Source organism: Stenotrophomonas sp. P5_A9, from assembly GCF_056400525.1.
Genome location: NZ_JBFULC010000021.1, coordinates 47,045 through 60,460 on the forward strand (window position 1 = coordinate 47,045; position 13,416 = coordinate 60,460).

The 13,416-nt window shown below is 66.3% G+C and carries 8 protein-coding genes and 1 pseudogene; 3 read left to right on the forward strand and 6 right to left on the reverse strand.

The genetic code is table 11. The features are described 5' to 3' along the window. Nucleotides 1–16: 16 nt before the first annotated feature. Genes AC1DR7_RS08970 through AC1DR7_RS08980 form a run of 3 tightly spaced genes read right to left on the reverse strand, consistent with a single transcriptional unit; the run spans nucleotide 17 to nucleotide 5,441 of the window. The gene (locus tag AC1DR7_RS08970; RefSeq protein ID WP_478076451.1) at nucleotides 17–1,738 is read right to left on the reverse strand and encodes an alpha-amylase family glycosyl hydrolase; all 1,722 of its coding nucleotides are present in this window, start codon (nucleotides 1,736–1,738) and stop codon (nucleotides 17–19) included. Further along, nucleotides 1,738–3,225, reverse strand: a complete 1,488-nt coding sequence (locus tag AC1DR7_RS08975; RefSeq protein WP_457318658.1) for an MFS transporter — start codon at nucleotides 3,223–3,225, stop codon at nucleotides 1,738–1,740. The genes AC1DR7_RS08970 and AC1DR7_RS08975 overlap by 1 nt, the downstream gene beginning before the upstream one ends. Next, nucleotides 3,222–5,441, reverse strand: a complete 2,220-nt coding sequence (locus AC1DR7_RS08980; RefSeq protein ID WP_478076452.1) for a glucosidase family protein — start codon at nucleotides 5,439–5,441, stop codon at nucleotides 3,222–3,224. The genes AC1DR7_RS08975 and AC1DR7_RS08980 overlap by 4 nt, the downstream gene beginning before the upstream one ends. A gap of 233 nt (nucleotides 5,442–5,674) precedes the next feature. Between AC1DR7_RS08980 and AC1DR7_RS08985 the strand changes: the two are divergent. Together AC1DR7_RS08985 and AC1DR7_RS08990 are read left to right on the forward strand one after the other, a co-directional pair. After that, nucleotides 5,675–5,857, forward strand: a pseudogene (locus AC1DR7_RS08985) (glycoside hydrolase family 97 C-terminal domain-containing protein); the annotation flags it as partial. Between the two features lie 298 nt (nucleotides 5,858–6,155). Next, entirely contained in the window at nucleotides 6,156–8,903 is a 2,748-nt protein-coding gene (locus AC1DR7_RS08990; RefSeq protein WP_457318660.1) for a TonB-dependent receptor, read from the forward strand. Nucleotides 8,904–8,972: 69 nt separating this feature from the next. Here AC1DR7_RS08990 and AC1DR7_RS08995 read toward each other — a convergent pair whose 3' ends face one another. From AC1DR7_RS08995 to AC1DR7_RS09005, 3 genes are all read right to left on the reverse strand, one after another. After that, complete coding sequence (locus AC1DR7_RS08995) at nucleotides 8,973–9,110, reverse strand: hypothetical protein (protein ID WP_457318661.1); 138 nt, start codon at nucleotides 9,108–9,110, stop codon at nucleotides 8,973–8,975. An 18-nt stretch (nucleotides 9,111–9,128) separates the two neighbouring features. Next, nucleotides 9,129–9,965, reverse strand: coding sequence for a hypothetical protein (locus AC1DR7_RS09000; protein ID WP_457318662.1), 837 nt, complete (start codon nucleotides 9,963–9,965; stop codon nucleotides 9,129–9,131). Nucleotides 9,966–10,283: 318 nt separating this feature from the next. Continuing rightward, on the reverse strand, nucleotides 10,284–11,897 hold the full coding sequence (locus AC1DR7_RS09005; RefSeq protein ID WP_478050919.1) for an alpha-glucosidase family protein: 1,614 nt from the start codon (nucleotides 11,895–11,897) through the stop codon (nucleotides 10,284–10,286). Between the two features lie 203 nt (nucleotides 11,898–12,100). Between AC1DR7_RS09005 and AC1DR7_RS09010 the strand changes: the two genes are divergently transcribed. Next, nucleotides 12,101–13,099 (forward strand): polyprenyl synthetase family protein, encoded by a 999-nt coding sequence (locus tag AC1DR7_RS09010; RefSeq protein ID WP_457321303.1) that lies wholly within the window; start codon nucleotides 12,101–12,103, stop codon nucleotides 13,097–13,099. Nucleotides 13,100–13,416: the final 317 nt, after the last annotated feature.

Below are 13,416 nucleotides of genomic sequence, written 5' to 3' on the forward strand. Positions count from 1 at the left end.
CCGGACGGGTGACAGGCTATTTCGCCAGGCGCCGGGTCCGCGCCTGCTGATCGTCCACCGCTGCCTTCAACTGGGCCTGCAGCGCAGGCTGCTCCACCGGCGCATCCAGCACGAACACGCGCACGCCGTGCGCAGGCACCTCGGTCGTCAGCGTCCGCTTGACCGTCTGGCGCTGCCCGCCCAGGGCATCGCGCCACTGGCCAGCCTGCAGGTAGCGGCTCACCTCGATGCTGCGCGCGGCATCCCCCTTGTTGAGCAGCACCAGCGCCGTCTGGTGGGTGTGGCCCTGCTGCAGCACGCGGAAGAACACCGCTTCATCGCCCTGCAGGCGCTCGTTGACCTGGAGGCCACGCTGCAGCGCCGGTGTGGCTTGGCGCAGCTGCGCGATGCGCTGCAGCGGACCGAAGATCGGGCTCTGCGGGGCGGCGGCGATGCGCTGCTGGCCGAAGTAGGCGCGGTTGCCGGCGTGTTCGGCGCGGCTGCGCATGAACCCCACTTCCGACCCGTAATAGAGCACCGGGATGCCGCGCGCGGTGAACAGCCAGTTGTGCGCGTCGATGAAGCCGTTGTCGGTGGCGTCCAGGCGGGCCATGTCGTGGTTGTCGTAGAAGCTCATCAGCTCGTACGGATTGGCATACGGCCCACCGACCAGGTGCAGCGGCTCGGCCAGGGCTTCAAAGCCCTTCTGTTCCTTGCCGAACACCGAGGACAACGCACCGCGCAGCGGGAAATCCAGCACGCTGACGTTGGCGTTGGCCGGCCAGGTATGCTCGGCAATCGTATTGGCGTCGTAGTCGAAAGCCTCGCCGAACATGAACATGCCCGGATGCGCCGCGCGGATGCGGCTGACGAACGCATGCCACCACGGGTGCGGCAACCAGCCGATGGTATCGATGCGCAGCGCGTCCAMGCCCTGCGCGGTCCACTGCAGGTACGCGCCAACCAGGTAGTCCATCACCGCCGGATTGTGCTCGTTGAAATCCGACAGCTCGGCCAGGTTGCCGCTGAAGATCGAGCCGTTCTTGCTATCGACCGGGCCGATGTTGTTGTAGAACGCGTGCAGCGGGTTGTGTGCCGGGTCCAGCTGTTGCGGCGGCAGGTTCTGGTGGTCGGCGATGAGCGTGCCGTCCTTGTCGAAGATCTGCCCGAACTGCGGCTGGCGCGTGGGCATGGTCCAGGCCGGCGAGCCGTGATTGCCGACGATGTCCAGCACCACTTTCAGCCTGGCCGCATGCAGGCCACGGGTAAGCCCGGCAAAATCGAGGTTGGCGCTGGGCAGGTGCTCATCGAGTTTGTAGAAGTTGATGCCCCAGTAGCCGTGGTAGCCGGTCTTGCCGCGATCGGTCAGGGTGCTGCTGCAGCTGATCGGCTTGCTGCCGGTGAAGGCCTCATCGGGGTTGTCCACGATCGGGGTGATCCAGACCGCGCCGAAGCCCAGGTCGCGGATGTAGTCGGCGTTGTCGAGCACGCCCTTGAAGTCACCGCCGAGGTAGCCGATGTTGCCGTCGACCTTGTCCGGGCATGGCACCGGGATGTCGAAGGTGCGGTGCGTGCCGCCCTGGTCGCGGTGGTCATTGGACGGGTCGCCGTTGACGAAGCGGTCGGTGACCACGAAGTACACCGCATCGCTGGCGAACGGTTCGGTGGTGCCCACGTACTCGGGGCGCGGCGCGGCGATGGCCTGGACCGACAACAGCGCAACGGACAGGCCCAGCGACACCCGGGAAAAACCATGCATCAGGCAAGCTCCTGTGTGGAAGGCACGCGCAGCACGCACACGCCGGCCACCAGCAGGCTGGCGCCGCCCAGGGCAAGCACGTGCATCGGATCACCGCCCAGCCAGGTGCGCAGCATGAAGCCCAGCGCGCTGGCGGCGATCAACTGCGGGATGACGATGAAGAAATTGAACAGGCCCATGTAAATGCCCATCTTGGCCGCCGGCACGCTGTCGGACAGCAGCGCATACGGCAGCGACAGGATCGAGGCCCAGGCGAAACCGACGCCGACCATCGACAGCAGCAGCCATTTGGGATCATCGATCACCGCCAACGAGATCAGCCCCAGCCCGCCCAGCCACAGATTGACCAGGTGGCTCCAGCGCAACCCGAGCAGGCGCACCATCGGCGGGATGAGCAGCGCAGCCAGCGCGGCGAAACCATTGTAGGCACCGAACAGTACGCCCACCCAGTTGGCGCCTTCGTTGTACGCCGCCGATGCCGGATCTGTGGAGCCGAAGTGGGTGCCCGCTACCGCGGCGGTGGTGTAGATCCACATCGCGAACAGCGCGAACCATGAGTAGAACTGCACCCACGCCAGCCGCCGCATGGTCTGCGGCATCGCGCGCAGGTCATCGACGATCTGCGCCAGCATGTGCGTGCCCGGCAGCAGGCGCGAGGCGCCCAGCAGCAGGCCGTAGGCCGCGCACAGGCCGGCCAGCACGTACAGCATCTTGTCGCCCCGCTGCCAGGCGATGGTCGCAGCCATCAGCACGCCGGTCAGCAGCCACAGCGCGCTCTGCGCCCACGGCGGCGGACCGGCCCTGCGCGACGACTGCTGCGCGGCCGGCGGTTCGGCATCGGCGAAGCCGGCCAGCTCGGTCGGCGTGTATTCGCGGGTGCGGAACACCGTCCAGCAGATCGCAGCCAGCAGCACACCCGCACCGACGTAGAACGCATAGCGCACCGTGTCCGGCACCTGCCCTGCCCCGGCGGTATTGGCCACGCCGAAGTGGGCCAGGAGGAAGGGCAGGAAGCTGGCCACGATCGCACCGATGCCGATGAAGAAACTCTGCATCGCGTAGCCGGTGGGCCGCTGGCGCGGGGCAAGCTGGTCGCCGACAAACGCGCGAAACGGCTCCATCGACACATTGATCGAGGCATCCAGCACCCACAGCGTGCCGGCGGCAATCCACAGCGTGGGCGAGTTGGGCATCACCAGCAGGGCCAGCGTGGTGAGCAACGCGCCGACCATGAAGTACGGGCGACGTCGCCCCCAGCGCGTCCAGGTGCGGTCGGACCAGTAGCCGATCACCGGCTGCACCAGCAGCCCGGTCAGCGGTGCGGCAATCCACAGCCCGGGCACCGCATCCATCGGTGCGCCGAGGGTCTCGAAGATGCGGCTGGCGTTGGCGTTCTGCAACGCGAACCCGAACTGGATGCCGAGGAAGCCGAAGCACATGTTCCAGATCTGCCAGAACGACAGCGTTGGCTTGGCGGGGCGGCTCATCGGGCAGGCTCTGCGGCAGGGGCGATCGGGGCGATCAGCAGCGCGCTGACCTTGGCCTGGTTGAGCACGCCATCGCGGCCGCCCTTGCCGCCGTTGTAGGTGGCAAAGTGCGCCAGCGCGCTCATGTTGAAGCCCTCCTCCAGCGTGAAGCGGCAGCTGCCCTTGGGCAGGTCGAATTCCGCCGCCGTGGACTCCTGCGGCCCCACGCTGTGCGGCATCACCACGGTGGCACGCTGCGCCGGCTGGCCCGGGCACTGGGCGACCAGCTGCTTCACCGCCGCGGTGACGCCGGTGTTGATCGGGCCATTGGGATTGTCATAGCGCAGGCGGATGCGCACGCGGGTGGGCTGGGTGGCGGACCAGCGCCACGTGGCCGTGCCGGTGAGGCGCTGCTGCGGGCCGACGCAGGTCATCGGGCTGTGCAGGGATTCCAGCGTGCCTTCGCGACGGGTGAGGCTGAGGCAGTGCTGGTGGCCGTCGTCGCGGAGGGAGAGCGGCGGGGCGGTGGTGACCTCGCGGCCATCCAGCCACAACACGTGGCTGGCGGGAACTGGAATCGACCAGGTCTTGCCGCGTTTGACCGGTTTGGGCGCGGTGGGTGTGGTGGGGGCGTAGGCGGCTGCGGAAACAGGAGCGGGAGCAGGAGCAGGAGCAGGAGCAGCCGAGCGTGGCTCGGCTCTACCGGGGACGGCCATTAGTTGCACGGTGACGGTGTTGTTCTTGCGTACGATGTTTTTTGCCACCAGCAACGCGCCATCCAGCTTGCGCGGGCGCTTGAGCACGTAGCGGGTCGTGCCGTCGTCCAGCACGATGCTGCCGCGCTTGCCGAACAGCTGCGGTACCAGCGCGGTCGGTAGTTTCGGGGCGACGCTGCCATCGGCCTCCACGCCGAACACGCCTTCCAGCACCATCGACAGATAGCCGGCCACCGACCACAGCTGGCGCGGCGAGTTGACCACCGGGCCGCTCAACGCGCCTTCGTCGACATGCACGGCCAGGCGGCGCATCTCGTAGTTTTCCATGTTGGAGCCGGCCAAAGCGGTGCCCCGCATCAGTGATTCGATCTCCAGCTGGATGCGGGCGGCGTCATCCAGACGGCGTGCGGCGCGCAGCGCGTACGCACTGACGAACGGCCACACCGCGCGGTTGTGGTAGATCGGCTGCTGCGCTTCCTGCGGCCACACCACCGGGCTGCCGCCTTCCACCGCCGGGTAACTGGCCAGCGCGCGGCGGGCGCGGTCGGCGGGGAACACATCGGCCAGCACGCCCAGCGAAATCGCCAGCAGGTCGTACTTGGCGTAGGGCACCGGGTGCGCGGCGTCGCCGATGTAGCTCATGTACTGGCCGGCGTCCTCGCGCCAGAAGCGCGCGTTGATCTGCGTGGCCAGTGCGTCGGCCCAACCGGCGTAGTCGCTGGCACGGGCATCGCCGCGCTCGCGCGCCAGCCGCTCGGCCAGGCGCAGGGCCTGGTAATGCAGCACGTTGRTGGACAACGCGAACGACTCGCCGATGAAGCGCACGTCCTGGCGGGTCCAGTCCGGGTAGGTCTGTTCGCGCCAGTCCAGGAACGAAGTCTYGCCGCGATACAAGCCGATGCGTGCGTCGAACACCGCCGCGCGATCCTGCGCCAGGGTGGCCTGCAGCGCCTGCCAGACCTGGTCGGCGAAGGGTCGGTCAGCGAGCAGCCCGCGTGCGGCCAGGAACCACACCACGCGGTCGCTGCTGATCGGCCAACTGCCGCCCGAGCCGGTGTCCTGGGCCACGAACAGCCCCGGCGTATGCCCATCGCGCGCGGCCGAGAGCTTGAACTGCAGCGACTGCCGGGTCCGTACCGGATCCAGCCGCGACAGTGCCAGGTCGGCGGCAAAACTCACATCCCGCGTCCACACGTACGGCCAGCGTTCGCCGGTCTGGAAGCAGTCGCACGGGACCTGATTGCCCTGGTTGAAGGCCGGGTCGCGGATCGCATCGACGCGGTCGGCATCCATTTCCTGCTGGGCCAGCGCGAACAGCGCATCGAACAGCACGCTGTCGGTGCGGCTGCGCATCGGCTGCGCAGCGATCGCGACATCGCCCTGCGGCGCATGCAGCTGGAAGCCACCCCCGGCGGCGGAGCTGGCACGCACGGTGCGGCCATCAAAGGTAAGGTCCGCCGCGGTTGCGGTCGAACCCAGCGCCAGCCCAAGGGCAGCGGTCAGGCAGATCATCTTCAGCATCGAAGCGGCGGACCGGCTTGCACCCGTCGGCCTCCCTCCCTCTTTGCACGCGTTGTAGTTACGCAGACCGCCATGGCACTGACCGACGGTTGCGCTCGCGGCCCCCTCCCAGGGTGCCTGGCCCCATGGTAGACGGCGCGCCCGGATGCGCGCCCCTTTGCATACGTATTCATGGCGATGCGGCGTAAGGGCAGGATCTGCGTGGCTATAGTCCGAGCCATGTTCCGGCTGCCTTGGGAGGGGAAATGCCGAGCGTGCGCTATCGCGCCGAGATCTACCGCGATGGCGACGGTGCCGATTTCCGCAGCAACCCGTGCGCCTTCGTGCGCGACACCCGCGAGGTGACCAGTGCCGATGCGCTGACGCTGGTGCTGGCGCCCGGCGGCGGCCAGGCGATCCGCTTTACCCCGTTGTAACCCGATAACGCCCGCATCACCGGTAGTGCCGGCCGCTGGCCGGCTCCCAGGACACCAGACAGAAAGCACACACGGCCAACGACCAGCACGACCGGTCCACACGCGGTAGCACGAATGCGATAACGCGCCTGTAACCGATTCCAACGCTGTAAACGCCATTGAATACGTATGCAGGGTGATTCACGCCGATGGCGCGCTGCCTACCATAGCCACGCAGTCAACGGCCACCGCGCCATGACGCTCCCGGGTCTTCCGGGCAACTACAAAATCGATTGGCAACATTGCCTGGGAGGGGAAAATGTTGAACTGCAAGCGCAGCGCGCTGAGTATCGCGCTGGCCGTCGCCCTGACGCCGTTGATGGCGTCGGCGCAGACCGCCGAACCCACTACGCCGACAGGGACGGCGGCCACCAATCTGGACACGGTGCAGGTCACCGGCATCCGTCGTGGCATCGAGAACGCGATCGCGATCAAGCAGGACGCCACCTCGGTGGTCGAGGCGATCTCGGCCGAGGACATCGGCAAACTGCCCGATGTGAGCATCGCCGAATCGCTGGGCCGCCTGCCCGGCCTGGCCGCCCAGCGCGTGGCCGGCCGTGCACAGGTCATCAGCGTGCGCGGCCTGTCGCCGGACTTCGCCACCACCCTGCTCAACGGGCGTGAAGTGGTCAGCACCGGCGACAACCGCAGTGTCGAATTCGACCAGTACCCCTCGGAACTGGTCAATGGCGTGACCGTGTACAAGACCCCCGATGCGGCACTGGTCGGCCAGGGTCTGTCGGGCACCATCGACATGCAGACCGTGCGCCCGCTCAGCTTCGCTGAGCGCGTGATCGCCATCAGCGGCCGCTACCAGAAGAGCTCGCTGGGCAAGGCCGCCAACGTCGACCCGTACGGCAACCGTTTCAGCGCCAGCTACATCGACCAGTTCCTGGACAACACCTGGGGCGTGTCGATCGGCTACGCGCACAGCGACATGCCGATCCAGGAAAACCAGGTGGGCCTGTACGAGCCGTGGACCACCGAGCAGACCGACCAGGGCAACCGCCCCGGCCTGGCCCCGGGCACGGTGTTCTCCGACGGCATCAAGGCGCTGCGTCGCACGGGCAACAACACACGCGACGGCGTCATGGCCACCGTGCAGTTCCGCCCGTCCAACGTGTGGACCAGCACCCTGGATGCCTTCCACACCGAAGCCGAGCAGATCGACACCGCCAACCAGTTCGAGGTCAACCTCAGCAACTACAACGGCGGTTACAGCCCCGGCCTGCTGATCACCAACCCGCAGGTCAATGCCGATGGCACCTTCGCCGGCGGCGTGGCCACCGGCGTGTACCCGCTGGTGCGCGGCATGTACAACAAGCGCAAGGACAAGATCGACGCGTTCGGCTGGAACAACGAGTTCAACTTCGAGCGGGTCAAGGTGGTCGCCGACGTGAACTACTCCAAGGCCACGCGCAACGAACTGAATCTGGAAAACAACCTGCAGCTCACCCCGATGCCGCAGCTGGACTCGGTCGGCGTGGCGGTCAAGCCGGACGGGTTCTCGCAGATCAGCCCGGGACTGAACTACGCCAATCCCGATGCGCTGTTCCTGACCAACACCATCTACGGCTCCGGCTACGGCAAGGTGCCGATGGTCGAAGACCGCCTGAAGGGCGCTCGCCTGCAGGCCACCTTCGCCCTGCCCGATTCGCTGCCGTGGTTCGCCGACGTGGACGTGGGCGTCAACTACGCCGACCGCCGCAAGGACAAGACCCAGGCCGAAGGCAACATCCTGCTCGGCGACCAGGGCGATGCCAACATCGCCGGCGACCTGCAGTACGCGCCGGTCAACCTGGGCTTTGCCGGCATGGGCTACATCCCGTCGTGGAACGTGCCGGCGGCGGTCGATCGTTACATGGTGTTCGAGCCGACCGACGACCTGTCCTACCTGGTCCCCAAGGCATGGACGGTGCAGGAGAAGATCACCACCGCGTGGTTGCGCGCAAACATCAACACCGACATCGGCGACGTTGGCGTACGCGGCAATATCGGCGTGCAGATGCAGCACACCGACCAGAGTTCGCAGTCCAATTACTGGGACTCCTCGCAGCCGGCCGGCAGCAACGTGCGTCCGTTCAGCGACGGCAAGGCGTACAACGACTGGCTGCCCAGCATGAACCTGGTTTTCATGTTCCCGCACCAGCAGACGCTGCGCTTTGCCGCAGCCAAGCAGGTGGCACGCCCGCGTGTGGACCAGATGCGTTCGTCGCTCGAGTTCGGCGTGGATGTGGCTACCGGCAAGCCCGGCGCCAGTGGCGGTAACCCGCTGCTGGATCCATGGCGGGCCAATGCGCTGGATCTGTCCTATGAGAAGTACTTCGGCGAGAAGGCGTACGTGGCTGCAGCGGTGTTTTACAAGCAGCTGAAGACCTACATCTACACGCAGTCCCAGGACAACTACGACTTCTCGCAGTTCGTCGCCGACTACGCGCCGCCGGTGGGTTCGCCGCCGGCGCAGACCACCGGTACATTCACCGCACCGGAGAATGGCAAGGGTGGAATGCTGCGTGGACTGGAACTGACCGCGTCGTTCCCATTGGACATGTTCTCGCCGTCGCTGCGCGGCTTCGGCGTGCAAGCCAGTGCCACCTTCAACGACAGTGATGTCAGCATCCGTGATCCGGAAAGCGCCTCATCGGTGGGTGATGGTCCGATCAGCCTGCCCGGTCTGTCCAAGCGCGTGTACAACCTGACTGCCTACTACGAGCGCAGCGGTTTCGAGGCGCGCATCAGCCAGCGTCGGCGTTCGGACTTCATCGGTGAGATCGGCAACTTCAACGGCAACCGCACGCTGCGTTACGTGGTCGGCGAGAACGTGACCGATGCGCAGGTGAGCTACACCTTCGCCGAGAGCAGCAGCCTGCACGGGTTGACGCTGCTGCTGCAGGGAAGCAACCTGACCAACGAGCCGTACCGCACCTACGCCGGCACCAAGGACCGTCCGCTGGAATACGTGGAGTGGGGCCGCACCTACATGCTGGGCGTGAACTACACGTTCTGATCGACCGCTGTTGCAGCACCGAAAACCCGCCGCTCCCACGGCGGGTTCTTTTATGTGTGCGGTGCGCGGTCAAGAGTGAACCAGCAGCGTGCTGCCAATACCCACCACTACGATCACCACCAGCAGCACACGCACACTGCGCCGGGCGAAAAGATGCCCGATCTGATCGGCAAGCAGGCTGGCAAACTGACCCATCAACTCCCACATGCATGCCGCCTCAAAGAATCAAAGGTCAATCGAGGCCCACTCGATGAAGCTGCGCCAGTCGCGTGATGCCGAAACGACACACGTTCGATACGCCCGGTTGCCTGAAACCCCGATGATGTAAGTCACAATCTGCCCTGCTGATTTGGCTACGTAGCTCCAACCGGGAACCCACCCCACAGGTTTGGGCACCAGACTGAAGGCGGCCGAGCAGTCCATGATGTGCTTGGTGGCGCCACCCAGCACATCGCCTACGCCAGCATTCATGTTCCAGTTGTCCGCCATCTCCCGGGACCATATTGACGCTGCTACGCTCCGCATGGCGACCTGCTCTTCAGCGTTCGGCCCGGATTGATGAAACGGTGCCCAGAAGGCTTCGGGCGAGGACGGAGCAGCACTTCTCCATGCCGAAACGTCAAACCGCTTTGCCCACATGGCAATGGCATAGTGGCAGGGCGCGCCTGGCGTAGAAAAGCAAACGACCTCCGATGTGCCGCTGTCGAAGTACGCAGCATGAAGGCCGCCGTCAGGCAGAACCACAATCACCGCGGCATGCGTGTCGTAGGCATCGGCCTGCCACCCATCCAGCAGCAGCCCACCGTCCTTGAGCGGCACCGGTTGTGCGACTTGGTCGAAGCGGCTTCGGAACGCGGCGTAATGGTTACCCAGCAGCGTCTTCAGCGAGGTAATTACCGTGGTGTCCTGCATGGCTTCGTCGAGCGTGGGGTTGGTCACCACGTGCGCAGCACCCGCTTCATGCGACGCGGCGATTCCGTTGAACGCGAGCATCAACAGGCCGGCAGCGACGATGTAACGGCAACGGCGCTGAGCCGGTTTTTTGCAGGTGGTCGAATACATGCTGAATCCCCATTACGCGAGCGAGGCTCCAGTCTTCCGCCTGCCTATCCGCCAAACCATGCGAGAACTTGTATATCTATCCGGCGATATCAGTAACTGATTCACCCATCACAGTCTTCGCGATGCAACACCAAACCGTGGCCATTGTGGAGCCGGGGTCTACCCGGCTGCTCTTGACGCCGCAGAAGCGTACCGACCAACGGTCAGTACCTACCCAAGGCGGCGCCTGGCAATGCTCTGCACCTTCCCGCTGCCCCATAAAAAAAGGACGGAACCCCGAAGGTTCCGTCCCGAACGTACCACCACTACCGGAAAAGCTCAGCCCTGGCGCGCGCAGTACATCGCCTGCGGCGGCAGCACCACTTCGTTGCCTTCCACATGGCCGGCATCGGGCCCCGGCACCGACAGCGTCTGCCACGGCCCCACCGGCAACGCCACGCGCACCGGCTCGGCAGACAGGTTGAAGGCCAGCAGCACGGTGTCGCCCGCATGGCGTCGCTCGAACATCAGCACCGGCTCGGCCGTCTCCAGGAACACGATGTCGCCCACCAGCAGCGCCGGCATGGTGTGGCGCCAGGCCAGGAACTGGCGGAAGGCGTTGAGCACCGAATGCGGGTCCTGTTCCTGTACCGCCACCGACGCGGCACGGTGTTCGGCCGGAATCGGCAGCCACGGCTCGCCACTGGTGAACCCGGCCAGCGCCGCATCGGTCCACGGCATCGGCGTGCGGCAGCCGTCGCGGCCCTTGAAGTTCGGCCAGAAGGTAATGCCGTAGGGGTCCTGCAGTGCTTCGAACGGCACGTCGGCTTCGCCCAGGCCCAGTTCTTCGCCCTGGTACAGACAGATCGACCCACGCAGCGAACACAGCAGCGCCACCAACAGGCGTGCCAGCCGCGGCTGCGCCGGGTGCCCGCCCCAGCGGGTTACCGCGCGCTCCACATCATGGTTGGAGATCGCCCAGCACGGCCAACCTTCGGTCATCGTCGCTTCCAGCCGCGACACCGTGTCACGGATGTAGCCGGCGCTGAAATCCTTCACCAGCAGCTCGAAGCTGTAGCCCATGTGCAGTCGGCCCGGCGCGGTGTACTCGGCGGTAGTGGCCAGCGAATCCTCGGCCGAAATCTCGCCCAGGCTCACCGTCCCCGGGTACTCGTCCAGCAGCCCACGCAGGCGCTCGATGAAGCCGATGTTCTCCGGCTGGGTGTTGTTGTAGTAGTGGTACTGGTAGGCGTACGGATTGTCCGCGCTGAACCCTCGGCCCACGCGCTTGTCCGCCGGTTTGGCCGGGTTGTCGCGCAGTTGCGCGTCGTGGAAGCAGAAGTTGATCGAATCCAGGCGGAACCCGTCCACGCCCCTGTCCAACCAGAAGCGCACGTAATCCAGCGTCGCCTGCTGCACCGCCGGATTATGGAAATCCAGGTCCGGCTGGTCCGCGAGGAAATTGTGCAGGAAGTACTGCTCGCGCCGCGGCTCCCACTGCCACGCCACGCCGCCGAAGATCGACATCCAGTTGTTGGGCGGCGTGCCGTCCTCGCGCGGGTCGGCCCACACGTACCAGTCTGCCTTGGGGTTGGTGCGGTCCTGGCGGCTCTCGCGGAACCAGTCGTGGTCGATCGAGGTGTGGCTGAAGACCTGGTCGATCATCAACTTCAGGCCCAGCGCATGCGCCTTGGCCAGCAACCGGTCGAAATCGGCCAGCGTGCCGAACAGCGGATCCACATCGCGGTGGTCGGCGATGTCATAGCCGAAATCGGCCATGGGCGATTTGAAGAAGGGCGAAATCCAGATCGCGTCCACGCCCAGCGCCGCCACGTAGTCCAGGCGTTCGATGATGCCCGGCAGGTCGCCTACCCCGTCGCCGTTGGCGTCGAGGAAACTGCGCGGGTAGATCTGGTAGATGACGGCGCCACGCCACCATGGAGTCTGCGACATTGAGGGCCCCCCTCCGGGCTTCCACGGCACCCGCATCGGGGTGCCATAACGTAGCGACAAGCTTATCCGTGCGTCTCCGGCGATGGCGCCACCTGCATACGTATTCACGCCCCCCGGCCGGCCCGGACCGCCCCGGATGGCCTTCGCGGGCGGAAAACGACCGCACCGCCTATAATTCAGGTCAAGCCTGAAAGTCAGACCGCATGACCATCACCGAAGACACCCGCTCCGCGCTGGGCCTGCCCCAGATCCAGACGCTCGCCGCGCCCGACATGGCCGCCGTCGATGCGCTGATTCGCCACCGACTGTCCTCGGATGTCGTGCTGATCAACCAGATCGCCGACCACATCATTTCCGCCGGCGGCAAGCGCCTGCGGCCGATGCTGGTCATGCTGGCCGGCCATGCGGTCGGCCAGGCCGGCCCCGAGCACCACCAGCTGGCGGCGATCATCGAGTTCATCCACACCTCGACCCTGCTGCATGACGACGTGGTGGACGAATCCAGCCTGCGACGCGGCCGCAGCACCGCCAATGCATTGTGGGGCAACGCCCCCAGCGTGCTGGTCGGTGACTTCCTGTACTCGCGCAGCTTCCAGCTGATGGTCGAGCTGGACCGCATGCCGGTCATGCGCATCTTGGCCGACACCACCAACCGCATCGCCGAAGGCGAAGTGCTGCAGCTGCTGCACGTCCATAACCCGGACACCGACGAGGCCGCCTACCTGCGCGTGATCGAGCGCAAGACCGCCGTGCTGTTCGCCGCCGGCACCCGCCTGGGCGCGCTGGCCAGTGGCGTGGACGAGGCCACCCAGCAGGCGCTGTACGACTACGGCATGGCGCTGGGCTATGCCTTCCAGATCGCCGACGACGTGCTGGATTACTCGGCCAACGCCGAGGAACTGGGCAAGAACCTGGGCGACGACCTGGCCGAAGGCAAGGCCACCCTGCCGCTGATCCACGCGATGGCGCATACCGATGCCACCACCCGGGAGCGCCTGCGCGAGATCGTGCAGAACGGCGACGCCGAGGCGATGCCGGAAGTGCTGGCGGCCATCCACGCCACCGGCGGCCTGGAATACAGCCGCGCCCGCGCGGTCGAATACGCCGATGCCGCCGAGCGTGCGCTCGGCGGCCTGGCCGACAACGATGCCGTCGCCGCCCTGCGCGGCCTGGCCCGTTATGCGGTACAGCGCTCGCATTGACGTAGGACGTGCCGGCCGACGGTCGGCTGCCCTTCCTCCCGGCGCCGCGATGCCTGATGGATGCACCACGCTCCGCGCGGTGCAGCCGACCAACGGTCGGCTCTACCGGAGCGTTCGTACGGGCCGACCGCCGGGGCRAYGTGGTCCCTGTCACGTAGAGCCGACCGTTGGTCGGCTGCTCTTCSYSYCCGCACCACGATCACCGATACATGCACCGCGCCCTGCGCGGTGCAGCCGACCRACGGTCGGCTCTACCGGAGCGTTCGTACGGGCCGACCGMCGGGGCGAYGTGRTCCCTGWCACGTAGAGCCGACCGT

Coding starts and splice junctions, on each gene's coding strand:
- AC1DR7_RS08975 (WP_457318658.1), bottom strand. CDS start 3,225: ATGAGCCGCCCCGCCAAGCCAACGCTGTCGTTCTGGCAGATCTGGAAC.
- AC1DR7_RS08990 (WP_457318660.1), top strand. CDS start 6,156: ATGTTGAACTGCAAGCGCAGCGCGCTGAGTATCGCGCTGGCCGTCGCC.
- AC1DR7_RS08995 (WP_457318661.1), bottom strand. CDS start 9,110: ATGTGGGAGTTGATGGGTCAGTTTGCCAGCCTGCTTGCCGATCAGATC.
- AC1DR7_RS09000 (WP_457318662.1), bottom strand. CDS start 9,965: ATGTATTCGACCACCTGCAAAAAACCGGCTCAGCGCCGTTGCCGTTAC.
- AC1DR7_RS09005 (WP_478050919.1), bottom strand. CDS start 11,897: ATGTCGCAGACTCCATGGTGGCGTGGCGCCGTCATCTACCAGATCTAC.
- AC1DR7_RS09010 (WP_457321303.1), top strand. CDS start 12,101: ATGACCATCACCGAAGACACCCGCTCCGCGCTGGGCCTGCCCCAGATC.